29 protein-coding genes and 2 pseudogenes are annotated in these 21,708 nt (G+C 63.1%); 22 read left to right on the plus strand and 9 right to left on the minus strand.

The features are described 5' to 3' along the window. Positions 1-18 precede the first annotated feature (18 nt). The 3 genes from AC1RWI_RS20860 (at position 19) to AC1RWI_RS20870 (ending at position 3,640) form a co-directional block, all read left to right on the plus strand. The gene (locus tag AC1RWI_RS20860) at positions 19-1,077 is read left to right on the plus strand and encodes a beta-keto acid cleavage family enzyme (protein WP_043355403.1); all 1,059 of its coding nucleotides are present in this window, start codon (positions 19-21) and stop codon (positions 1,075-1,077) included. Between the two features lie 73 nt (positions 1,078-1,150). Continuing rightward, positions 1,151-2,122, plus strand: coding sequence for a quinone oxidoreductase family protein (locus AC1RWI_RS20865; protein WP_043355401.1), 972 nt, complete (start codon positions 1,151-1,153; stop codon positions 2,120-2,122). Between the two features lie 183 nt (positions 2,123-2,305). Beyond that, a complete protein-coding gene (locus AC1RWI_RS20870) occupies positions 2,306-3,640 on the plus strand; it encodes a spinster family MFS transporter (RefSeq protein ID WP_492868430.1) in 1,335 nt (444 codons plus the stop codon). A gap of 412 nt (positions 3,641-4,052) precedes the next feature. Here the strand turns inward: AC1RWI_RS20870 and AC1RWI_RS20875 are convergent, their stop codons facing one another. The 5 genes from AC1RWI_RS20875 to AC1RWI_RS20895 all read right to left on the minus strand — a co-directional run bounded on the left by AC1RWI_RS20875 (position 4,053) and on the right by AC1RWI_RS20895 (position 9,054). Continuing rightward, a complete protein-coding gene (locus AC1RWI_RS20875; protein ID WP_492868432.1) occupies positions 4,053-4,418 on the minus strand; it encodes a RidA family protein in 366 nt (121 codons plus the stop codon). A gap of 16 nt (positions 4,419-4,434) precedes the next feature. Next, positions 4,435-5,823, minus strand: a complete 1,389-nt coding sequence (locus AC1RWI_RS20880) for an MFS transporter (RefSeq protein WP_043355397.1) — start codon at positions 5,821-5,823, stop codon at positions 4,435-4,437. Between the two features lie 82 nt (positions 5,824-5,905). Next, a complete protein-coding gene (locus AC1RWI_RS20885) occupies positions 5,906-6,940 on the minus strand; it encodes a succinylglutamate desuccinylase/aspartoacylase family protein (protein WP_052495074.1) in 1,035 nt (344 codons plus the stop codon). 130 nt (positions 6,941-7,070) lie between these two features. Further along, positions 7,071-8,003 (minus strand): LysR family transcriptional regulator, encoded by a 933-nt coding sequence (locus AC1RWI_RS20890; RefSeq protein WP_043358207.1) that lies wholly within the window; start codon positions 8,001-8,003, stop codon positions 7,071-7,073. Positions 8,004-8,142: 139 nt separating this feature from the next. Further along, positions 8,143-9,054 carry a LysR family transcriptional regulator gene (locus AC1RWI_RS20895; RefSeq protein ID WP_492868434.1) on the minus strand — a complete coding sequence of 304 codons (912 nt, stop codon included), beginning with the start codon at positions 9,052-9,054 and terminating at the stop codon, positions 8,143-8,145. Between AC1RWI_RS20895 and AC1RWI_RS20900 the strand changes: the two genes are divergently transcribed. Beyond that, positions 9,044-9,982 (plus strand): MBL fold metallo-hydrolase, encoded by a 939-nt coding sequence (locus AC1RWI_RS20900; protein WP_492868436.1) that lies wholly within the window; start codon positions 9,044-9,046, stop codon positions 9,980-9,982. The genes AC1RWI_RS20895 and AC1RWI_RS20900 overlap by 11 nt on opposite strands. A gap of 227 nt (positions 9,983-10,209) precedes the next feature. Continuing rightward, a pseudogene (locus AC1RWI_RS20905) lies at positions 10,210-10,380 on the plus strand (SDR family oxidoreductase); the annotation flags it as partial. On the opposite strand, the pseudogene AC1RWI_RS20910 reads toward AC1RWI_RS20905, so the two are convergent. The 4 genes and pseudogenes from AC1RWI_RS20910 to AC1RWI_RS20925 all read right to left on the minus strand — a co-directional run. Then, positions 10,354-10,545, minus strand: a pseudogene (locus AC1RWI_RS20910) (integrase core domain-containing protein); the annotation flags it as partial. The pseudogenes AC1RWI_RS20905 and AC1RWI_RS20910 overlap by 27 nt on opposite strands. A 286-nt stretch (positions 10,546-10,831) precedes the next feature. Next, the gene (mdtN, locus tag AC1RWI_RS20915) at positions 10,832-11,881 is read right to left on the minus strand and encodes a multidrug transporter subunit MdtN (RefSeq protein ID WP_492868438.1); all 1,050 of its coding nucleotides are present in this window, start codon (positions 11,879-11,881) and stop codon (positions 10,832-10,834) included. Further along, entirely contained in the window at positions 11,878-12,141 is a 264-nt protein-coding gene (locus AC1RWI_RS20920) for a hypothetical protein (RefSeq protein WP_052495073.1), read from the minus strand. The genes mdtN and AC1RWI_RS20920 overlap by 4 nt, the downstream gene beginning before the upstream one ends. Positions 12,142-12,362: 221 nt before the next feature. Beyond that, positions 12,363-12,689 carry a helix-turn-helix domain-containing protein gene (locus AC1RWI_RS20925; protein ID WP_492868440.1) on the minus strand — a complete coding sequence of 109 codons (327 nt, stop codon included), beginning with the start codon at positions 12,687-12,689 and terminating at the stop codon, positions 12,363-12,365. Positions 12,690-12,955: 266 nt separating this feature from the next. On the opposite strand from AC1RWI_RS20925, the gene AC1RWI_RS20930 reads away from it, so the two are divergent. The 17 genes from AC1RWI_RS20930 (at position 12,956) to AC1RWI_RS21010 (ending at position 21,632) form a co-directional block, all read left to right on the plus strand. Next, positions 12,956-13,207, plus strand: a complete 252-nt coding sequence (locus AC1RWI_RS20930; protein ID WP_492868442.1) for an XkdD/Y8K6 family phage-associated protein — start codon at positions 12,956-12,958, stop codon at positions 13,205-13,207. Then, positions 13,207-13,329: a hypothetical protein gene (locus AC1RWI_RS20935; RefSeq protein WP_492868444.1), complete on the plus strand. Its 123-nt coding sequence runs from the start codon at positions 13,207-13,209 to the stop codon at positions 13,327-13,329. Before AC1RWI_RS20930 ends, AC1RWI_RS20935 begins: the two co-directional genes overlap by 1 nt. A gap of 2 nt (positions 13,330-13,331) precedes the next feature. Beyond that, entirely contained in the window at positions 13,332-13,514 is a 183-nt protein-coding gene (locus AC1RWI_RS20940) for a hypothetical protein (RefSeq protein WP_492868446.1), read from the plus strand. Between the two features lie 3 nt (positions 13,515-13,517). Beyond that, positions 13,518-15,314: a replication endonuclease gene (locus AC1RWI_RS20945; protein WP_492868448.1), complete on the plus strand. Its 1,797-nt coding sequence runs from the start codon at positions 13,518-13,520 to the stop codon at positions 15,312-15,314. 10 nt (positions 15,315-15,324) lie between these two features. Beyond that, positions 15,325-15,471: a hypothetical protein gene (locus AC1RWI_RS20950; protein ID WP_492868450.1), complete on the plus strand. Its 147-nt coding sequence runs from the start codon at positions 15,325-15,327 to the stop codon at positions 15,469-15,471. Next, a complete protein-coding gene (locus AC1RWI_RS20955; RefSeq protein ID WP_492868452.1) occupies positions 15,455-15,724 on the plus strand; it encodes a hypothetical protein in 270 nt (89 codons plus the stop codon). The genes AC1RWI_RS20950 and AC1RWI_RS20955 overlap by 17 nt, the downstream gene beginning before the upstream one ends. Positions 15,725-15,726: 2 nt before the next feature. Then, positions 15,727-15,990 carry a hypothetical protein gene (locus AC1RWI_RS20960; protein ID WP_492868454.1) on the plus strand — a complete coding sequence of 88 codons (264 nt, stop codon included), beginning with the start codon at positions 15,727-15,729 and terminating at the stop codon, positions 15,988-15,990. After that, a complete protein-coding gene (locus tag AC1RWI_RS20965) occupies positions 15,981-16,466 on the plus strand; it encodes a hypothetical protein (protein ID WP_492868456.1) in 486 nt (161 codons plus the stop codon). The genes AC1RWI_RS20960 and AC1RWI_RS20965 overlap by 10 nt, the downstream gene beginning before the upstream one ends. After that, positions 16,466-17,101: a hypothetical protein gene (locus AC1RWI_RS20970; protein WP_492868458.1), complete on the plus strand. Its 636-nt coding sequence runs from the start codon at positions 16,466-16,468 to the stop codon at positions 17,099-17,101. Before AC1RWI_RS20965 ends, AC1RWI_RS20970 begins: the two co-directional genes overlap by 1 nt. 338 nt (positions 17,102-17,439) lie before the next feature. Beyond that, entirely contained in the window at positions 17,440-18,264 is an 825-nt protein-coding gene (locus tag AC1RWI_RS20975; protein WP_492868460.1) for a major capsid protein P2, read from the plus strand. 9 nt (positions 18,265-18,273) lie between these two features. Then, positions 18,274-18,585 carry a hypothetical protein gene (locus AC1RWI_RS20980; protein ID WP_492868462.1) on the plus strand — a complete coding sequence of 104 codons (312 nt, stop codon included), beginning with the start codon at positions 18,274-18,276 and terminating at the stop codon, positions 18,583-18,585. Next, the gene (locus AC1RWI_RS20985; protein WP_492868464.1) at positions 18,585-18,923 is read left to right on the plus strand and encodes a hypothetical protein; all 339 of its coding nucleotides are present in this window, start codon (positions 18,585-18,587) and stop codon (positions 18,921-18,923) included. The genes AC1RWI_RS20980 and AC1RWI_RS20985 overlap by 1 nt, the downstream gene beginning before the upstream one ends. Continuing rightward, positions 18,920-19,339, plus strand: coding sequence for a hypothetical protein (locus AC1RWI_RS20990; RefSeq protein ID WP_492868466.1), 420 nt, complete (start codon positions 18,920-18,922; stop codon positions 19,337-19,339). Before AC1RWI_RS20985 ends, AC1RWI_RS20990 begins: the two co-directional genes overlap by 4 nt. Then, positions 19,332-19,796 (plus strand): hypothetical protein, encoded by a 465-nt coding sequence (locus tag AC1RWI_RS20995; protein ID WP_492868468.1) that lies wholly within the window; start codon positions 19,332-19,334, stop codon positions 19,794-19,796. The genes AC1RWI_RS20990 and AC1RWI_RS20995 overlap by 8 nt, the downstream gene beginning before the upstream one ends. Positions 19,797-19,799: 3 nt before the next feature. Continuing rightward, positions 19,800-20,564 carry a hypothetical protein gene (locus AC1RWI_RS21000; RefSeq protein ID WP_492868470.1) on the plus strand — a complete coding sequence of 255 codons (765 nt, stop codon included), beginning with the start codon at positions 19,800-19,802 and terminating at the stop codon, positions 20,562-20,564. Further along, positions 20,564-21,190 (plus strand): lysozyme, encoded by a 627-nt coding sequence (locus AC1RWI_RS21005; protein ID WP_492868472.1) that lies wholly within the window; start codon positions 20,564-20,566, stop codon positions 21,188-21,190. Before AC1RWI_RS21000 ends, AC1RWI_RS21005 begins: the two co-directional genes overlap by 1 nt. Beyond that, positions 21,183-21,632: a hypothetical protein gene (locus tag AC1RWI_RS21010; RefSeq protein WP_492868474.1), complete on the plus strand. Its 450-nt coding sequence runs from the start codon at positions 21,183-21,185 to the stop codon at positions 21,630-21,632. Before AC1RWI_RS21005 ends, AC1RWI_RS21010 begins: the two co-directional genes overlap by 8 nt. Positions 21,633-21,708: the final 76 nt, after the last annotated feature.

A 21,708-nucleotide genomic window follows, 5' to 3' on the forward strand; every position in this document is an offset into this window, starting at 1 on the left:
TTCCCCTGGAGACACGCCATGAATTTTCTCGACGGACACCTGTTCCCCGAAAACCAGCAGCCGCTCATCATCACGGCCGCGCCCTACGCGCCGTCCTATGTCCCCTCTGACTTTCCCGAGGACATCCCGGTGACGATGGAGGCGCAGATCCAGAAGGCCGTGGACTGCTACAACGCTGGAGCCACGGTGCTGCACCTGCACGTACGCGAACTCGATGGCCGCGGCTCCAAGCGTTTGTCCAAGTTCAACGAGCTGGTCGCCGGCGTGCGCAAGGCCGTGCCCGAGATGATCATCCAGGTGGGCGGTTCGATCTCCTTCGCGCCAGAGACCGATGGCGCTGCCGCCAAGTGGCTCTCCGATGATACGCGCCACATGCTAGCCGATCTCGACCCCAAGCCCGACCAGGTCACGGTGACCGTGAACACCTCGCAGATGAATGTGCTGGAGCACTTCGATTACGAAGACCTGCGCGGCACGTCGATGGAGGATCCGGCCACCTTTCAGGCTTACAAGGAAATGACGGTGCCCTCGCAGCCAGGATGGGTCGAGGAGCACATCCGCCGCCTGTCGGCTGCCGGCATCCAAAGCGCTTTCCAGTGCTACAACATCAACAGCTTCGAGTCGGTCGAGCGCCTGATGCGCAGGGGCATCTACAAGGGCCCGCTGGTCATGAACTGGGTGGCCATCAGCGGCGGCATGGACGCGCCCAACATCTACAACATGGCTAACATCGTGCGCGCCGTGCCCGATGGCGCAGTGCTGACGGTGGAAAGCTCCGTGCTCAACGTGCTGCCGATCAACATGATGGGCATCGCCATGGGCCTGCATGTGCGCTGCGGCATCGAGGACAACCTCTGGAACCAGCAGCGCTCCAGCAAGTTCAGCACGGTCCAGCAGATCGAGCAACTGGTGCGCATTTCACGTGAGTTCGGCCGCCCGATCGCCACCGCGCGGCAGGCGCGCGAGATTTCCAAGATCGGCGTGTTCTACGACACCGTGGAGGAGTCCCTGGCGGCCAACGGCTTCGCGCCCAATCGCATCGGCCGCCAGCAGGGCCACCTGCGCAAGGTCGCCTGAGCGCCGCAGCGCTGTCGGTGACCCACTGAGCCGATGGCGCAAAGCCCCACAGAACATACACAGGAAGACAATCATGTCAAAAGCCATTCGCTTCTACGAAACCGGCGGCCCGGAAGTGCTGAAGTTCGAAGACGTCGAGGTAGGCGAGCCCGGCCCCGGCGAGGCTCGCGTGCGCCACACGTACATCGCGCTGAATTTCATCGATATCTATTTCCGCACCGGCCGCTACCCGCTGGCGCTGCCCAACGGGCTGGGCTCCGACGCGGTCGGTGTGGTCGAGGCTGTGGGTTCCGGCGTGACGGACATCCGTGTGGGTGACCGCGTCGGCTACCTGATCGGGCCGCAGGGCGCTTACGCACAGGCGCGCGTGATGCCGGCCGCGGTGCTGATCCCGCTGCCCGATGGCATTTCCGATCGCACCGCCGCCACGCTGATGATGAAGGGCATGACGGCGCAATACCTGTTCCGTCAGGTCTATCCGCTCCAGGGTGGCGAGACCATCCTCTACCACGCGGCTGCGGGTGGCGTGGGACTGATCGCCTGCCAGTGGGCGCGGGCGATGGGCGTCACCATGATCGGAACCGTGAGTACCGACGAGAAGGCCGCGATCGCCAAGGCCAACGGCTGTGCGCACACCATCGTGACGTCGCGCGAGAACATCGTGCAGCGCGTCAAGGAGATCACCGATGGCAAGGGGGTTCCGGTGGTCTATGACTCGGTGGGCAAGGACACGCTGGAAGCCTCCCTGGACTGCCTGCAGCCGCGCGGTTCGCTGATCAGCAACGGCACCTCGTCGGGAGCGGTGATCGTCGATTCCCAGATGCTGGCCGTGAAGGGTTCGATCTGGTTCACGCGGCCCGCCATGATGCACTATATCCAGCCGCGCGCGCACATGCTGGACATGGCCAAGGAATTGTTCGGCCACGTGCTGGCCGGCCGCATCGCGAGCGAACCCCAGCAGACCTTTGCCCTGGCCGATGCCGCCGACGCGCATCGGGCGCTCGAGTCGCGCAAGACAGTAGGCGCCACCGTCCTGGTGCCCTGACAGGGCATTGTCGCGTTGCCGAGGCACGCGCGGCACGCATCAAGGGCGCATTGCTGCGCGTGTCAGCCTGACCTTGAGCGCCCCATGCCGGAAGACTGCCGGCAATGTCAGTGGCACGTAGCAGACTGCGCAAGCATCAGAGGTGGCTCTCAATGCAAGAGCCAACCCACTATGGAGACACGCATGAACCCGCACACCCCGCATTCTGGACCCGATGATCGCGACGATTATCTGGTCAGCCGGCCCCGAGCCTGGTTTGCCTTTGCCATGACATTTGCGCTGATGCTGTTCGACTACATCGACCGGCAGGTCATTGTCTCGTTGTTTCCCCACTTGAAAGAGGCGTGGAGCTTGTCGGACAAGCAGCTTGGCGCACTGGTGTCGGTCATCTCCATCGTTGTCGCCCTGGGCGGCCTGCCCGTCGCGCTTCTGGCCGATCGGATGAGCCGGGTCAAGAGTGTCGCCGTGATGGCAACGGTATGGAGCGTAGCGACTATCTCATGCATGTTTACTCGCAACTACAGTCAGTTATTTGCCGCACGTGCCATGGTCGGCGTTGGCGAAAGTGGCTATGGTTCCGTCGGTGCGGCACTGATTGCAAGCTTGTTCCCCAAGCGCATGCGCTCCATGTTGCTAGGAGCGTTCTTTGCCGCCGGCTCCATGGGTGCTGTCCTCGGCGTCATGCTGGGCGGTGTGATCGCTCAGCGCTGGGGCTGGCAGGCAGCGTTCGGCGTGGTGGGCTTCCCGGGACTGGCAGTCGCGCTGCTCTACCTGCTCGTGCCTGACTACAAGACCGTGGAGCTGACATCCCGGCTGAACAAAGCGAAGGCGTCACCATGGAACTTCATCAAGCACGTCGCAAGCGCGTTGTCTGACTCGCGTACGGTTTGGTGGACCTGCGTGGGCGCAGCGTTTCAGCTCATCGTGGTATCCACTGTCTGGGCCTGGCTCCCCAGCTACTTCAACCGGTTCCACGGCGCAGCCCCGGACGTCGCCGCCAAGCAGGCAGCGCTGATCGTGTTGTGCGGCGCGCTGGGGGCCTTCGCATGGGGTTTCGTGGTGGACAAGGCGGCTGCTCGCCGGCCACGCAACAAGCCTCTCGCCGTGGCTGTCCTGTGCGTGGCGACCCTGCTGGTTTTTGTTGCGGCCTTCACCGTTACGATGCCAGCCAGCCAGCAGTTCCTGCTGATCGCATTCGGCGGCTTCCTGATGACGTGTACGGTAGGGCCGGCGGCGGGTATTGTGCTCGACGTCGTTCACCCGGGCGTGCGTTCCACCGGTGCCGCACTACTGTCGCTCTTTCAGAACATGTTTGGCCTTGCGGTTGGGCCATTCGTCGGGGGGGCGATTTCAGACGCCCTTGGCCTGCAGACGGCCCTTGCGGTGATGCCTGCCTTCGGCTTGGTCGCTGCCGCATGTTTCCTGTTGGCGGCGCGCCATTATGAATCGGATCTGCATCGGGCCGACAACCGCCTGCAGACTTATAACGAAGTACCGCTCGCATCGGCATCCGCCTGATGGGTTTTGGTCGCGTCACCCTTTCGACAGACCCAGCGAAGAGAGATGCGGCTCACGCTCGTTTTGCCAACGCAGCTGTGAAATCAGCAACTGATCGCGTTCCCGAAACGACAGGCTGTGATGGATCTACACCGAGCCGCGGCGCAAGCCCGTGATTGCGGAGGCTTCCCGCGCTCGCAGCGCCCGTGTGCGATCATTCCCGTCGACCATGTCGCGCTCGCCGGGACATTGGCGCTACGCGGCAACTCTTCGAGCTCGATCGTATGCATCGAACCTTTCAAGTGGGAGGTCCACCTGATACGCACGGCGGGCCGCCCCTCAAGGTTTGTGAAAGAACTTAAGGCGCATCTCCAATGAACTTTGTGGTGCAGGAAGGATAGGTATACCTGCCATAGTTCCTATGGAGAAATACTCAGCTATGTTCGATGCTTGCCGTGGCGCGATACGCTACGACTTCAACCGCAATTTTCGCCGACCGGGGCAGGTCGGCGACGGCAACGCAGGAGCGAGCCGGGAATTCATTTCCGAAGAATTTGAGGTAGATGGCATTGAAACTTTGATAGTCTTTCATATCGGTAAGGAAGACTGTCACCTTCACGACGTCGCGCCAATCGCAGTCCGCATCGCGTAGCGCGGTGAACGAGTTGGACATCGCGTTAGTGGCTTGGCCGGTAAAGTCTGCTGGGATCGCCCCGTCCACACCCGCACCGGTTTTCCCCGAGAAGTAGATCCATCCTGCGCGCTCCACCCAGTCGGAATACGGCTTCTGAACTGACATCGGAAATTGCTCCTGTTCACTGGTTATTGCCGGCAGTGGCGGCCTGTCCGACACGCTTGACAGCGATGAAGTACAGCAAGGCGCTGACTGCCGCTGCCGACGTACCCACAATTGCCAGGGCGATTGCCAGTCCGGCCTTGGGATGGCCCAACCACTCGTTGATGGAGCCGACCGCGAACGGGCCCAGTCCGCCACTAATAGCGTTGGTGAGAAACACCAGCAGTGCCACGGAGCGACCGCGCATGCGATTGGGGATGGCAATCTGCAGCGGTACGGGCGCCAGTGCCATGACGATGCTGGTTGCGTAGGCGCACAGGCCGTACAGTGCAAGCGACATCCACATCACCGGTGCCAGCGGGGCCGCGCATGCAATTGGGACCAGCAAGGTGGCAGCTACGGAGGCGATACGCAGCACTTTCTTCAGCGCATCGCGGTCATTTACCTTACCGACAAATAGGCTGGCGCTGATGACGCCGGCCATGCCTCCGAGCATGTAGACCGGACCGGTCATCTTGCCGACTTCGCTCGCGGTTAATCCAAAGCTGCGGATCAGCAGGGTCGGGAACCAGGCGGCGTAGGAGTAGAACAGCAGAATAAGCGCAACGTAGCCGAAGAAGTAGGGCAGGCAGAACCGGTTTCGTACGAACAATTCGCGCAGGACTTCGCTTATCGGTGGCGCTGCTTCAGTGGCAGCTTGGGCGGTCTGCAGCCCGCGCCGCACCGGTTCGCGAATGGTCGCCAAAACGAGTGCTGCAAGGGCCAGGCCCGGCAATCCGACCACGAAGAAGACCATTTGCCACGGCAGCAGGCCATGACCTGTCAGCCAATCCGCCACTGCGGGTTGGTCCATCCAGCCAAGCAGCACGCCACCGCCGAGCAGTGCGACACCGCCGCCGACGTAGGGCCCCAGCATGAAAACACCGCTGGCCCGTGTGACCTTGCGGGGCGGAAACATGTCGCTGAAGATGGAGAGAGCAGCAGGGCTGAGGGCTGCCTCGGCAATTGCTGTACCGGCGCGCCAGACCAGAAGTTCGCCGAAGCTGCTGGCGGTGCCGCACATGGCCGTGGACACTGCCCAGATGGCGACACAGGTGGCACTTAGGCGTACGCGGTTCGAGCGGTCCACCAGCCTGGCCACAAACAGGCCTGCGGTGGCATAGCAAAGCGTGAACGTCGCGCCCTGCAGAAGCCCGATCTGGGTATCGCTAAGCAACAGCGATGTCTTGAGCGACTGCACCAGGATGCTGACGACCTGGCGGTCGATATAGGAGAAGGCGAAGCAGATGAAGAACATGAATACGATGTATCCATGTGAGAACGGCGTGCCGGCTGACGCAATGACCGGCTCTTCGGTACGGGGCGCGCCGGCGTCCAGGGCTGGCGCGGCTTTTTGGGTGGACTGCATGAAGGGCTCCTCGACACGGCAAAAGACGGCCTGGCGTGCGCTATGGACGGGCGCCAGGCTTTGTATTGCCGCTGAAAACGGGCTATAGGGTGATGGGGGCGGCGAGCAGCGCGATACAGTCGCCGGGTTCGACGCCTGCGAAGGTGCGGGCGCAGACCACCATGCCCGCACCATTGAAATGCAATTCGCGCGACGGTTCCCAAGGGGCGTACGGATCGAAGAGGCGACCGGCCAGGTCGCCTGCCGCCACCTGCTGCCCCAGCTTGAAGCACGGTTCAAATACGCCGTGGCGAGGCGCAAACAGATAGTGGCTAGCGCCATCCACGGCGATGAACTGCGTGTCATGACACGGTGGGGGCGGGTTGTCGTCGCGCGTCAGTCCGGTTGCATGCAGCACGCGGCGCAGGCCATCTTCGACGATGGACAGGCCATCCACATTGCAGCTGCCATAGCCACCGAATTCCCCGCACAGAAACAAAGTGCCATGGCGCTCGGCCGCGGCGCCGTAGGTGCGGTCTTCTCCAAGCAGGTCCATGACCATGGTGTGGGGCGCGGCGAACGCATTGACCAGCTTCAGGTATTCGCTACGCCGAGCCGGGTCGGACGGCAGCGCGGCCAGCACCGTGGGTATGTGGTTGAATGACGCGCCCCCGGCGTGAAGGTCGAACACGACGTCAGCGCGGGGAAAGAGTTCGGTATCGACATAATGCGCGATCATCGCCGTGACCGACCCGTTGCGGTCGCCGGGGAACAACCGGTTCAGGTTGCCGCGGTCGATTGGCGAGGTGCGCGAGCTATTCAGGAACGCAGGAAAGTTGAGCGCTGGGATGACGATCAGTCGGCCCTGAATCTTTAGCGAAGGCATGCGCTGGATCAGCTTCATCAGCGCTACCGGGCCTTCGTACTCATCACCGTGGTTGCCGCCGGTCAGCAGCACCGTCGGGCCCTCGCCCTGCTTGAGCACAGCGATCGGCGTCGGGATGTGACCGTAGGCGGAGCGGTCATGCGAATAGGGAATACGCAGCACGCCGGTCTGGAACCCCTCGCTCTCATAGTCGATCTCCGTTGAGATCAGTGTTTTTCTGGAAAGGGTATGGTCATTCGATTGGGCTGGCATGCCTGTCTCCGGTGGGGGAAATCGGGCGTGGTCAGTTCCCATGGAACCGGCCACGTGTGCATGCAATATTGGGGGCCGAGTCAGTTGCCGACAAATGCCGTTTTGGGGAGGGGGTGATGCTTCTGGGGCATCACCCGGTTGTCAAACCGGGCCGCCCCATTGCTTCCACCGTCTGGATGAAGCGGAAAAGTGCCGGATTAGGTGTATCGATTTTGCAAGCAAAAACGAGCGGCATCGGGATGGAAAGATCCGTGAACGACGCAAAGTGGCAGAGCGCAGGCGGACGGCCCAAGTTGGCAGAATTAACAATGGCGGCACCAATGCCGGCGCAAACCAGGGAAAGCATGGCGGCTTCCGTCGAGACTTCCTGAACGACATTGAGTGTGACGCCGCAAGCCTGACAGGCTCCGATCAACTGGTCGTAGTAGAGCGGGTACGTCGCACGCGGGAACGTGACGAATGGCCAGTCGGCTATCTGGCGCAAGGCCACGCCTGGCAGCGGCAGGCGTGCGGAAGCATCACCCTGCTCGGGCAGCGTCCATGCACGCGGCGCGGCGAGGACGACCTCGTTTGTCGTCAGCGGTAACGTGTTGATCGACTCGGGGAGCGGCCCGTACTGGTAGATGAAGCCACCGTCGAGCGTGCTCGCCCGAATCTCGTCGAGCTGTTGCGGTGTGTTCATCGGTACCAGCTCGACGCGGACGTCCGGCACTTCCGCTTGGAAACGCCGGAAGATGTGCGGCACGATCCCGTCCCAGCCACTGTTCTCGACAAAGCCGAGGCGTAGATAACCCTGAACGCCGGACGAAATCCGCGCGGCGCCTCGTGCTGCGACGTCGAGCTGGGCGAGCGCCTTGCGGGCATCTCGCAGATAGGCCTGGCCAGCCGACGTCAGCTTGAGGCCACGCGGGGTACGCTCGAACAAGGCAAAGCCGAGTTCCTCCTCCAGGTCGTGGATCTGGCGGGAGATGGCGGGCTGCGTGACGTGAATATGTTCCGCAGCCAGCCGAATGCTCTCGTGCTCAGCTACGGCGATGAAATAGCGCAAGTGTCTGAGTTCCACAATTTCACTCGTCTTCTGGATGATTTGGCGGTCGGCAATCGACGGCAAATATGCCACAAAGGCATGATGTAGAAAAAAAGGCTGGCGAGGCGGACGCCGACGGCGCGGCTCCCCTGATCAAATTTCTTTCCCGCTGCGCTCAGCGTCCGGCGTCTGTCGCACCTTGCTCGAGCCGTGCCACCAGGAAGTCGATGAACGCGCGTAGCTTTGGAGGCAGTATCTGCCCGCGCGGAAACACGGCATGCAGGTCTGGGCAACGCCCGAGCCAGCCTGGGAGCACTGGCACCACCAGGCCTTGTTCGGCATGCCGCGTCATGATCAGGTCCGTGGCCATCATCAGGCCAGCGCCGTCGAACAATGGCGCCTTCAGCGCTTCGGGGTCATCGGCCTCGATGACCGGCTGGATGGGGAAATCGACAAGCTCCCCGGGGGCGACTTCATGTTGCATTGGCCAGGCATGACCGCTGACACGCCTGGCCACGCGCGTGGATAGGGCGGCGTGCTTGAGCAGTGCGTCGGGGTGGGTTGGTACTCCATGCTGCGACAGGTAGGCGGGGCTCGCGTAGATGCGATTCGGGAAGGTTGCGAGACGCCGTGCAGCCATGGATGAATCCGGCAGATCGCCCATACGCAAAGCCAGGTCGATTTCCTCGCTGACGAGGTCGAGCGTGCGGTGGCTGAGTACGAGGTCGATGTTCACTTCCGGGTGCCCGGAGCGAAATTCGGCCAGCAGCGGACCCAGCAGGCTGACCGCCAGCGAGTAGGACGCTGTGATCCGCAACGTGCCGCGTGGCGTGCCTTGCAGTTGGCCGACGGCGGCATCGGCTCCTGCCAGCATGCCGGGAATGGCACGGCAGGCGTCGTAGTAGAGCGCGCCGGCCTCCGTGAGGCCTAGGCGGCGCGTGGTCCGGTGCAGGAGTTGCGCACCGAGGCGCTGCTCAAGTTCACGCAGCTTGCGGCTGACCGTGGTCTTGGGTAGGCGAAGTTCAGTTGCCGCAGCGGTGAAGCTCCCAGCTTCCACAACCCTGAGAAAGACGAGGGTGTCATTCATATCGGCCAATGCCGGTTCACCGCTTACGGCGGATACGGCGTCCAGCTACGGATGGGTAGCACGCCAGGCGCCAGGCTTCTACCGCTTTACGCTTGGGGCGTTTCGCATCACTGTGCTGTCGGATGGCACGGCGCCGCGCGACGTCGCGAAGATCATGAGCAAGCCACAGGCCGTGCGCGACGCGTTCGCGGCAGCCCACCAAACGCTGCCCGTTGAAATATCTGTCAACTGCTTCTTGATCGATACGGGCGACCGCCGCATCCTGATCGATACCGGCGCGGGCGAACTGTTCGGCCCGCTGACAGGCCACCTCGTCGAGAACCTTCGCGCTGCTGGTTACGAGCCCGGTGATATCGATGACATTCTGTTGACGCATATCCATGGCGACCACTCGGGCGGCCTCAGTATCGGCGGGAGGCCAGTGTTTCCGAATGCTACGGTGCATGTGGACCAGCGCGATCCTGCCCTGTGGCTAAGTCCCGAGGCCGAGGCCACGGCGCCAGCAGCGGCTCGCATGACCTTCCGGCAGTCTCACCAGACCGTCGACCCCTATGTGAGGGCCGGCAGGCTGCGCACCTTCGACGGTGCGGCCCAACTCTTCCCTGGTGTTCGTTCTGTCCCGTTGTACGGCCACACGCCTGGCATGAACGGCTACCTCATAGAGAATCAGGGGCAGCGCCTGCTGCTCTGGGGGGACATCATTCATGCCACGGAGGCCCAATTCCGCGACCCGACCATCACAATCGAGTACGACGTCGATCCCACTGCTGCGGCTACGACGCGTCAGCGCATCCTTGCCGATGCAGCGAGACAGGGCTACATGGTGGGGAGTGCCCATGTGACATTCCCCGGATTGGGTCATGTGCGGACCGAGCATGCCGGCTTCAGCTGGGTGCCGGCTCCCTATAGTACGAAGCTCACGGAATAAGGCAAGAATGGCCAAGAATAACGCTTCACCATGTGCCTCACGACACACGGCGCATGACTCGGGGACAACGTGATTTGCTAAATCTTCGTGGTCAGGGACTTCCACCCTTTACTCCTTACCGGTCTCCCGGCGCACTATGCAACAAGGCCGGGAAGGGGCAAACCCTTGCTGCAGGCGGCTCTCCGGTTGATCACCGCCACTTTTTGCACGAAAGGTACGATCACCCCGAGTACGACGAAATGACGGCGGTCAATTCCAAGACGGCCTTCTTCTTCCTCAAGGAAGCTGGCAAGCGTGTCAATGACAACGGCAAGATCTGCACGCTGGTCACGTCGCTGCTCGGGGTCTTCACACCGTTCTATGCCGCGTATGCCGGCACTAAGGCGCCGGTGGAGCACGCGCGCCTGGCCATGGGTGGCAAAGCGGCTGCGTGCCAGCAGCTCACACTCGAGCGTGGCAAAGAAGGATTCGCACATGGCATTGTCGTACGCGTCACCGACAGAGCCCATTGAGGGGCGCACACCGGCCTCGTGGCAGCGCAGCCCGAACGCAATCGACGTGTACAGGGCGGCTGCACGCCGGCCACGCAACAAGCCTCTCGCCGTGGATTTCCTGTGCGTGGCGACCCTGCTGGTTTTTGTTGCGGCCTTTACCGTTACGATGCCGGCCAGCCAGCAGTTTCTGCTGATCGCGTTCGTCGGCTTCCTGATGACGTGTACGGTAGGGCCGGCGGCGGGTATTGTGCTCGACGTCGTTCACCCGGGCGTGCGTTCCACCGGCGCCGCACTACTTTCGCTCTTTCAGAACATGTTTGGCCTTGCGGTCGGGCCTTCCGTCGGGGGGGCGATTTCAGACGCCCTTGGCCTGCAGACGGATCTCGACGGTTGCACTCGCGCCCACCCGGGCCAGCATTTCAGGCGGTTCTTCCAGCTTGATCCGCACCGGGAATCGCTTGGCCACATGCACCCAGTTCACCGACGGCTGGACATAGGGCAGGGAACGCGGCAGGTTCAGGCGTTCCGTATCGGTGATGCCAATACCAATGCCCTCGACCTTGCCGCGCATGACATGGCTGCGGGCGATCATCGAATAGACCGTGGCGCAATCGCCCGGACGGATATCGGCCAGCTGGGTTTCACGGAAATTGGCGACGGCGAACCATTGGCCGGTATGCACTAGCAGGAAGAGGGACTGATTGGGAATCACGACTTCGCCGGACAGCACGGTCAGGCCGCTCACGCGGCCGTCATGCGGGGCGCGAACCACGGTGTCGTCCAGTGCCCGCTGGGCGATGGCCAGCGCCGCCTCGCGCGCTCGCACGGTCGCCGTGGCATCGTCTTCGGTGCCAACGGCCTTTGCCGTCGCGGCACGCTGCACGTTAGCCTGTCTCAGCGATACGGCCGCGTCGCGTTGCGCCACCTCGGCCTGGTCAAGCTGCTGCTTCGGCACGTAGCCATCTGCGGCCAACGGGCGCAGACGCGCCACGGTGCGCGCGCTCAGCGCGTAGTTCTGTTCGGTGCGGGCGGTCTGCTCGGAGGCAATCGCCGCGTTGGCGTGCTCGGTGGCAATCGTGCGTCTGCGCGTACCCAGCGCAGCCTGCGCCAGTTCCAGATCGGCAGTCGCCTGGGCCACGGCTAGCCGGTATGGCACAGGATCGATCTCGAACAGCACATCGCCTTTGGCCACGTGCTGGTTCTCGCTGACGAGGATCCTCGAGATCCTGCCGCCCACGGGCGACGCCACATGCACCATGTCCGCATCGAGCCCGGCATCGTCGGAAGACGGAAACCGCACGGCGCGATGCCAGGCATGGATGGAGAGCAGGATAGCCAGAACAACGATCGCCAGTGCGATCAATTTCCCGCGCAGCGGGTTTTTGCGGACGCCGGCCATTTTCATAGGATGTGTCCCGTAGCCGATAACCAGACGATTTCAGCGATCATCAGGCCGATTGCCGTGTTTACCAGCAGCGGGAAGCCGACGACATCCGCCCAGCCGGCCAGGATAAACAGCCGCCAGGAAATGACGGCGCCCACGATGCCGATCAGGGCGCTCAAGAGCCAAAGCGGAAAATAGGCGCCAAACAGGCTGAAGGACGGGGCACCGGCGCAACCATAGAGCGAAGCGGCCAACGCGACGAGCACAAGCGAGCGTGCCATGGGATCTGGGGCAGGATTGGTTCACGCAATATAGCAGCGAGTATTCGCGATTGTCCAAGGGACAAAGAAACTCAGGTCAACGCCGGGCTGACGATACGCGGCGCTGCCGGGGGCCAAAGATGGGGAGGACTGACGTTCACCCAGTCAGTGTCTCAGACGCGGTTTCACAATATCGTTTATTTAACATAAGACAGAATCCAGCCCGGAAATAACTCCGCAGGCTAGGCCAGCGCTAGGGCGCCGCCTATCCGGGTGTGCTTGCGGAGTGCATCAAAATTTAAGGCGAAGCGGTCGGCCAGCGACGCCCAAATCTCACGAAGCTCAGGATTCTTAGTTCGCTCTGCATGCGCGGATGTCACCACGGCGCCAGGATCGATATCAAGAATTCGAGCGACCTTCACAGCGGTCTCATCATCGAAGCCGCCCAAGCCATTCCGGTACTTGCTGACGGCAGAGCGGGAGATACCAAGCTCCTTTGCGATGGCGTAATCAGACGCACCGCCCAGCTTGCTGCGGACGGCCTCAAGAAATTCAAGTGTTGTTTTCATCACTACCCCTAGTGAGTTACCCGGCCTGAAGCATAGTCAACTGTTCGCGAACGAGCAACGTCATCAGTTACAGAACGTTCTCGCGTGGTTGACTGTTCTTGCTCGGTTGACTATAGTCCGTTCCAGACGCGCCGCCGCTTGGAAACCCTACCCGCCAAGGCTGTGCCTGATCCGCCAGCAGGCGGCGCGCTCTCCCTCAGGGGAGTTTCAAGCCAAGGGTAGGGCTAAAGGGGTGTCATATGTCGTTACAAATTTCCAGATTCGCGATGCCGAACAATGACGCGCACGGCATCATCAGCGTGCGCGGCGAGGGCCGCAACGCGGATTTCTATTTCAGTCCGGGAGCCTGCACGCGCGCTGAAGCCGAGCGCAATGCGCGCGAGTTCGCCGCCGCTGCCGACCTGCTGGCGGCGATGAAAGCATGGATGGACCGGCATGACGTGGCCGGCGCAGTCGCTGCGGACCAGCGTCTGATTGACGCGGCCTATGCCGCCATCGACAAAGCGGCGGGGATCTGATGAAGCCCGCCCGCGTCCACCGCACCGCCCTGGGCGGCTTCACTATCGACGGCCCGTACTTCCGCCGTCCCTCGCGCGTCGCCGTCCTGGCTGGCCGCTTCTTTCACTGGCTGGGGGCCTGACCATGGGCCGCTACACCGAGGACGTGGACTACGTGCCGGGCAGCGTCAACCAGCCCGCGCACGCTTCGCACCAGCCCGCCAGCGTGGGCGAAATCGGCAAGCGCTCGCCGCAGAACGACGCGGCGGCATTTGCCGCGCTCGAGCAAGCGCGCGCCGTCATGGCTGCGCGCAACGCGAGGCGCTAGGCCATGTGGGGATACCAGCGCGACGCCGCAGCCGCCTTGCCCAATCTGCCAGAGTTGGCAGAGGCCAAGGCGCGCGTGCCGCTGCGCTGGTACAACCGCGCGCTGAAACAGGCCAGGGAGGCCGGCAACAAGAGCGCCACCGAGGCGGGCCGGCCCGATCTGTTCGACCTGGGCGCCGCCGCTGGCGCCGTTGCCGCATTCCTCGCGGACCATGCGCCGGAAAGCCTGCCGGTGCGGCCTGACGCCTCCGACTACGAAATCTGCATGAAGGCGCGCAAGATCGCCGCCGATGTGCTGCTGAAAACCACGAGCCTATCCACCGATGAGGCGCTGATCGTCTGTGCTCGAGTACTCGATCAACACGGCGTAGACCTGCCGGACTTTCCCGAGGCTGCCGACCAAGTAGCGCGCGTGCGCTGCGAACTGTGGTGGCGCCGCCGTCTGCGCGCCAAGCATATCCGCGCGCTCGAGCACTCGAATATCCGCCTGCATTACGTCCACTATCGCAGCGACCCGTACGCCAGCAATGATGCTGTGCGCCGCCGCGTGGCGCAGAACGACCGCAACCGCAAGACGCTGGAAGCGACCACGCTCGAGAACGAGCACGGACAACGCTTCACGCTGGCCGAACTGGCGGACAAGTCCGTTGCCAACAAGGCGCTGCGCCGTGGCGAACTGATGACGCGCCTCAAGGGCGCCGAAGAACTGGCCGACGCCGCTAGCTTCGCGGGCGTGATGTTCACCATCACATGCCCGAGCCGCTTTCATGCCGTGCGCCAGCTAACCGCCGCGAAGTGGATTCCGAACAAGAAATACCAGGGCGCCACGCCGCGCGACGCGCAGGCCTATCTCGTCAAGGTGTGGTCCCTGATCCGTGCCGAACTGGCGCGGCGGGGCATCGTGTATTTCGGCGTGCGCGTCGCGGAGCCGCATCACGACGCCTGCCCGCACTGGCATGGCCTGCTGTTCTCGGACCGCATCAAGGAAGTGTGCGCGGTGATCCGCTCCTATGCGCTGCGGGACAACCCGGACGAGCGCGGCGCGATGGCGCGGCGCGTGAGTTTCGAGCACATCGACCGCGCCAAGGGTTCCGCCGTGGGCTACATCGCCAAGTACATCAGCAAGAACATCGACGGCCATGCCGTGGGCGACCATTTGACCGTGCCGGACAAGAACGGGGCGCGCTACGTGGTGCAGGCCGACATGCTGGGCGAGGACGTGATTACGCCGTCCCACCGCGTGGAAGCCTGGGCGGCCACGTGGGGCATTCGCCAATTCCAGTTTGTGGGCGGGGCACCGGTGGGCACATGGCGCGAACTGCGCCGCGTCAAGGAAACCGACCTGCCCGACGAGAAGGAATGCCCGGCGATTCGCGCTGCTTGGACCGCCGCGCAGAAGCTGGAAGACAAGCCGGCAAGCTGGGCCGCCTATGCCAAGGCGCAGGGCGGCATCGCCGGCGAGGGGAAGCGCATCAGGATCACATACACCGAGAGCATGGAGCCGGGCCGATACGGGCTGGCACTGCGCAAGACCCCGCAAGGCGTGACCGCGCAAGGGAAAGTCTATGTGGTGGATGGCATCGCGGCGTACTGGCGCAATTTGCCGGTGTTCGCATCATCGACGCGCTACCAATGGACGAAGGTGGAGCGCAGCGGCGAAGCCGCGAGCACTCGGACTCGTGTCAATAACTGTACGCGCCCCGGCGGCGCGCGCAGCGCGGCGGAGCACGGCGAGCGCCGGCCCGCCTGGATGGATGGGCCAGACATGGCCGGAATCGCGCCCGAGGGGGCGCCAACGTGAGGGGATGACAGTGCCTGACAAGACTTTTCTGGAACGCGCCAACAAGGCGCTGTTCGTGTATGGGGCAATCCTGCCCGCCGATATCCGCCAACTGCTCAAAGACATGGCGGGTGCCATTGACCAACTGAGGGAGAAACACCATGTCCATCAAGACTGAACTGCAAGCACTGCTGGATCAAGTAGACAGCCTCGCGCCGCACGTGCGCGATACAGGCGACACCGCCTACGGCGCCGCGCGACACCAGACCGAAATGGTGCTCGGCATGGCCGATGAAGCGCTGACACCGCCCAAGGTGCCGACCGAGGCCATGACGCAGGCCGCCATGATCGCCGCGGCGAACCTGCCGGTTGACCACACGCAGGCCGAGGCCGTCGCCGCCATCCTGACCGCCGCGCTGGGAGCCGTCTAACCATGAGCGATTGCACCTGCCCGGTTTGCGACCAGCGCGCGCGCTGGGGCGTGTCCAAGGGCGGCGCCGGGCGGGTGTACATCACCTGTACGGCGCCGGGCTGTGGCGTGCAGATTTTCGCGCGCTCCGACGACGCCGACGAAACCATCCGGGAGCACTTCATTGCGCCCGGCGCCCCAACGAACGAACGTAACGTTACGGGGGAGGGCGCCGAACGTAACGAACAGGCGGCCTTGCCGACCGGGGAGTTGTCCGTATGGGCATGATCGACGCCGACACCCTGGACATGCTCCGACGCAAGGCGCACGCCGCAGAGACGGTGGACGCGGAAGAACTGCCGCTGCTGCCGGGCGAGTCGCCGCCGCCAGAACCCATCGACCCGGCGCAGGAGTGGGCCGGGCTGCTGGGCATTGCCGTGGCCGTGGCCGCGCCGGTATGGCCGTACCTGTCGAGCCTGTACACGCCGGAAGTGATCGAGCAGGTGGGGCGCGACGTGGCGCCAGTCGCGCAGAAATACGGCGTGAGCATGGGCGGCGTGGCCGGGCCAGAACTCAAGCTGTGCATGACGCTGGCGCCGCTGGCGATTGCCCACGTGATGCTGCATCGGCAGTGGAAGGCCGAACAGGAAGCGGCGCGCACGGTCGAGAACGGCGCGGCGCCGGCACCGGCCAGGGCGGCGCCGTCGCACCTGGGCGGCAATTTTGAAGACAACGGCGGGCGGCTGATGCCGCAGGGGGCGTAATGGCAGGCAGTCACAACACCGCGCGCATTATCGGCGTGATCGGCGCATCGGGCAGCGGAAAAAGCCGCTGGCTCAAGGGGCAATTGGCAAAGGGAAACCCGCCCAAGCTGCTGATATGGGACCCGTTGGACGAATACGACCAGGGCAGGGCAATCAGCGACATGCGGGAACTGGTCGACACGGTGGGCGCGCTGGAACCGGATGACCCGTTCAAGCTGGTCTACCGGCCTGGGCACAACATGAAGACCTACGCGGACAAGTTTGAGACGTTCTGCTCGCTCGCATTCGTGGTGCCGAATCTCTGCACCGTGGTGGAGGAACTTGCAGACGTGACTACGCCGGGATGGGCGCCGCCTGCATGGTCCCGCCTGTCGCGCCAGGGCCGGCACAAGGGCATGACCATCTTCGCGGCCAGCCAGCGACCCACGCTGATGGATAAGACCTTCCTGGGCAACTGCACCATGATCCATTGCAGCCGGCTGAACGATGAAAACGATGTGAAGACCATGCGCCGCTACCTGGGCGTGAGCGAGGACCAGGTGCGCGCCATGGTGGCCGACAAGGACGGCGGGCGCTTCGATTTCATCGAGCGCGACATGCAGACCGGAAAAACCGTGGCCGGAACCCTAACGTAACGAATGGCGCGGGCTTGCCTTTGCCGGCTGGCCTGCCCCATTCTGAATACACGCGGGGACTCCCCGCGATTGCCAATTTGCATCCGGGAGAAACCATGCATATCAAGGAATTCGGCAAGACGGTCCTGATGACCGCCGTTGCCCTGATCGTGATCAACCAGGCGAAGAAGTTCGCGCCGAGCAGCGTCAAGAACCTGCTGGGCTGATCGTCATGAACGAAATCAAGAACGCCATCAAGACCACGGCGCTGGTGCTGGCCGTGATCTATGTCGCCCGCCGCCTGCCGGTGACTGACCAAATCGTCGCAACCGCCCTCGTCGGCTAAAGGACACAAGACCATGGCAATTAATCAACCAATGCCGCCGTTCCTGAACGTGGTGGCATCGGGCGTCGCCACGCTGCAAGTGCCGCGCTACGCCAACACGCTGAACCGCATCGTACTGGCCCTGGGCGGAACCGCCTTTACCAAGGCGATGATCACCGACATCAAGGTGAAAATCGGCGCGCGCACCGTGTACAACGTGAGCGGCACCTATCTGGACGGCATCAACAAGTACAAGGGCATCTATGATGATGCCAACTTCCTGACCATCGACTTTACCGAGCGCGACGCGCCGAGCATCGACGGCAAGGAAGTGGGCGGCTATGACATGACCGCGTGGCCGGACAACATCAATCTGGAAATCACGATTGCCGGCGCGACTGCACCGACCCTGAGCGGCACCATGTTCCTCACGCCGCCGCAGGGCCAGGGCGCGGGCGAGCTGATCCACAAGACGCTGTATTTCCCGGCGTCCACCAACGTGGGCGGCAAGTTCCCGATCAACTTCTCGCCAAAGGGCGCGTTGATCAAGCGTATCCACATGTTCTACGCCGGCACAGACTGGACGGCGACCACGGACGGCAACGTCAACCGCGTGGAAATCAAGAAGAACGGCCTCACGGTGTGGGACGCAACCAGCCGCGTGCAGCGCTTCATTGAGCAGGAACAGCGCAAGGTGCCGCAGAGCAAGCACTACGCCGTTGATTTCATCTTCGATAACAACATGTCGGGCGCCCTCAAGACCTCCGACGCCGCCGCGCTGGAAATCAATGCCTTCCTGACCGCATCGGATGGCCTGAGCGTGTACGTCGAAGTCATCGACCTGCCGTTCAACCTGTAAGGGGCCGCCATGGGTACGTTTGACAGCGTGCAGCCGCAGTCGTATTTCTCCGATCCGATGGAGAGTGCGGCAGCGGACGCCAGCGACATGAACCCGCTGGCGCAAACCGGCGCCGACCTGCTGCGCATGGGCTTCTCGCGGCTGATGGATGTGCAGACCGTTCGCGCGCTGCAAAACACCAACACGGCCGCCGTGATCCAGTCCAATGGCATGACGCTGACCACCGCGCCGCGCGGCGCCACGCCGGCCCTCGCATTCGGCGGCATGCTGCCGCTGCTGCTGGCGGTGGGCGCCGTGTGGCTGCTGGCGGAGAAGGGCTAATGTCGCCATACGGCCAGGCAGGAATGAGCGCGGGCATGGGCCTGATGGCGTCCAATCCGTACACGGCCGGCATCATGGCAGCTAGCTCAGTCGCCGGCCAGATGCTGGGCGGACCGGACCCGAGCAATACCGCGCTTTCCGGATCGGGTATGTTCGACCAGCATTTCGACGGATCGGGCTGGGTGGTGGCAACGGGCGGCAGCGATGCCCGCGCGCTGCCGACCGTCACCAGCGCGCTGCAATCGACTGCCGGCCAGGCGCTGAGCCTGTTCAACAATCCGATGGTGCTGATTGCCGGCGCGGTGATCGCATTGGCGTATTTCCGGAGCCGGGCGTGAAGATCGAGATCGTTCCAGAAGAATGGACCGAGGCGCATGACGCGGAAATACTGACGGCATTCTCGGGCAACACGCTGCGCAAGACAGACACCAGCGGCGGCCTGCGGCCATCCACCGAGTACCTACGAAACGGCGCGTTCTGCCGGGTCTACCGTGACGGCGCGCCGGTCATGTGGTACGTGGCAATCGCCCACCCCTACCTTGACGCGATAGAGGTCGAGGTAGCGCTCGCCTATGGTCACGCTGATTGTGACCTAGTGGCAGAGGTGATGCCGCTAATCGAGTGGCAGTGCCGCGAGGCGGATTCCATCCGCGTCACGACGCGCAGGCGCGGCATGGTGCGCAAACTGCAACGCCTGGGCTACCGTAGCGACGCGGTACTGATGCGCAAGCGTATGGAGAAACAGCATGGGTAGTTTTTTTGGCGACGGCGTAAAGCGCGAGAGCAGTTCGTCAAACGTCAGCACGACAACGACATCGAACCAAAACTATGACCAACGGATGGTCAACGATGGCGGGTCAGTCGGCATCAACGGGTCAGGAAATACGGTGCTGGACAACGGCGCTGTGAAAATGGCGTTTGATTTTTCCAAGGGCAGTACCGAAAGCGCGTTCAAGTCAACTGCGGACGCGATGGGGCTGGTAAAGGACGGCTTGGACCTGACGTTTGCCCAACAGACGATCAACGGCAAGGGCTTTCTTGACGCCATGGGCAAGCTGCTGGACACCGCGCAGAGCGTCAATCAGACAGCCACGCAGAACGTCAAAGAGGCGTATAGCAACGTGCAGGAAATCGGAACGGGGCAGAAATTCCTTGTGGCGGGTGCACTCGCCATTGCAGGCATCGTGGCCGTATCGAAAATGAAGGGGTAAGCCGTGGGCGTGATCGCATCGGTACAGCAGTACGACCTGAATATCCCGGTGGGCGGTAGCCAGGCCATCGACGTGGCCGGGGACCGCGTGCAGTTCCTGTCGGCAACCGATCCATTTGCCGCAATCGAGGTCCGGCCCAACTTCGCGCAGGGCAACATCGTGCTCAAGCCGGGGCAGGGCATGCGCTTCTCGGAACAGGTACAGCGCTGGGTCGTGTTCAACAAGGGTAATGTGGCGCTGACCGGCATGCTGATGATCGGCACCGGGGATTTCTTCGACCAGCGCATTAGCGGTGAGGTGTCCGTGATCGACGGTAGCCGGGCGCGAACGCTGAGCGGGATGACGTTCATGGGGGCGCCCTGGTGCGCCGCGCTGGCGGGCAACTTCTCGCACGTGCAATTGTGGAACCCGGCAGGGAGCGGCAAGAACATCATTGTCGAGCAATTCAGCGTGGGCACGGCCAACGCGGGATCGATCGACGTAGGCATGAATCAGACGGCCTTTACTACGCTGATTGGATCGGCGCGCAGCAAGCTGTCCAACGGTGCGGCGGGTGTCGCAGAACTGCGTCGGCAGCAGACGGTGGGCAAGGCATCCTTAGTGGGGGCGGGGGTGGCATCGCTGTGGGTGGCTGCCAGTACCACGACGCCGCCGATCAAGTTCAGCGAGCCGCTCATTCTCGCGCCGGGTTATGGCCTGCTCGCGGTGCAAAACACCGTGCCGGGTGACTGTGCGATGAACATCGAATTTTTCGAGGAAAACGCCTGATGGACCGCAACGCCTTCGCGCTGCTGATGGTGGGCGCGGTGGCCTATGTGGTGTGGCGCGCGCAGGATGACGCCGCGGCAGTGGCAGCGCAGACCGGCGAGGACTACAGCGCCATGGATGCGCTGGCTTCGACGGTCGATGAATGGACAGGAGTGGTAACAGACATGGTAAATCGCGGGCCAGTGGCCGATATGCAACCCAGCGCCGATGTGCTGGCATCGCTTAAGCAGAGCGAGTCGCTGAGACTGACGCGCTATAACCTGGGCGATGGCGGATACACCATTGGATATGGGCATTTCGGCTCGTTGGCATCGATCCCGGAGAGCATCACGCGCGACCAGGCCGAGGCCATGTTTGCCGATGACGTGGAAAGCCGCGCTGCCAAGTGGGTGCGGCTCTATGTCAAGGTGCCGCTGTCGCAAAACGAGTTCGACGCGCTGGTGCATATCGCCTACAACATGTCGCCGCGCAGTTTCAAGAAATTCGCGGACCAGGTGAACGCCGGAAACGGCATCGACGGCATGGCGCAACAGTCGATAGGCTGGGTGCCGGCCAATCTGCAAAACGGAATCACGAACCGCCGCAACCTGGAAGTGGCGATGTTCAACAGGGGAATTTATGGCTAAGGCAGGAGCAGGGGGCGGCGGTCCCGATCTGATGATCATTGCGGCAGTGGGCGCGATGGCGCTGTTTGCACTGCGCTCCACCAAGGCGCGCGCCGCGGTGCCGGGCACGGCAGTATCGCAGCTGCGGCCCGACTACACCGCGCAGCGAAACATCGCCTACACGCAGGCCGGTCTTGGGCTGGCTGGCATGATTTCCGGCATGTTCGGCGCGGGCTCGCCGGATGCCGTCATTCAGGGCGGCCAGGTGTCGGGGCAATGGTTCGGCGGCGGCACGTCTGCCGCGCTGGATTACAACAACCTCAATGGCTATATCGGCCAGTTGGGCATTGACGCAACTAACGGCTATACGCCGGCTGAGTTCGGCAGCCTGAACGGCGCATATACCTACGGCGCCGGGGTGGAATCGCCCAATCTGACCGATCTCATGGGATGGGCGCGCTGACATGAAAGACACTACCGCCAAGCTGCTGCTGGCTGCCGGCGCCGTGCTGGCGCTCGCCTACGTCGTAAAAAAAAAC

It is taken from the genome of Cupriavidus sp. MPR-AND1C (assembly GCF_058809705.1).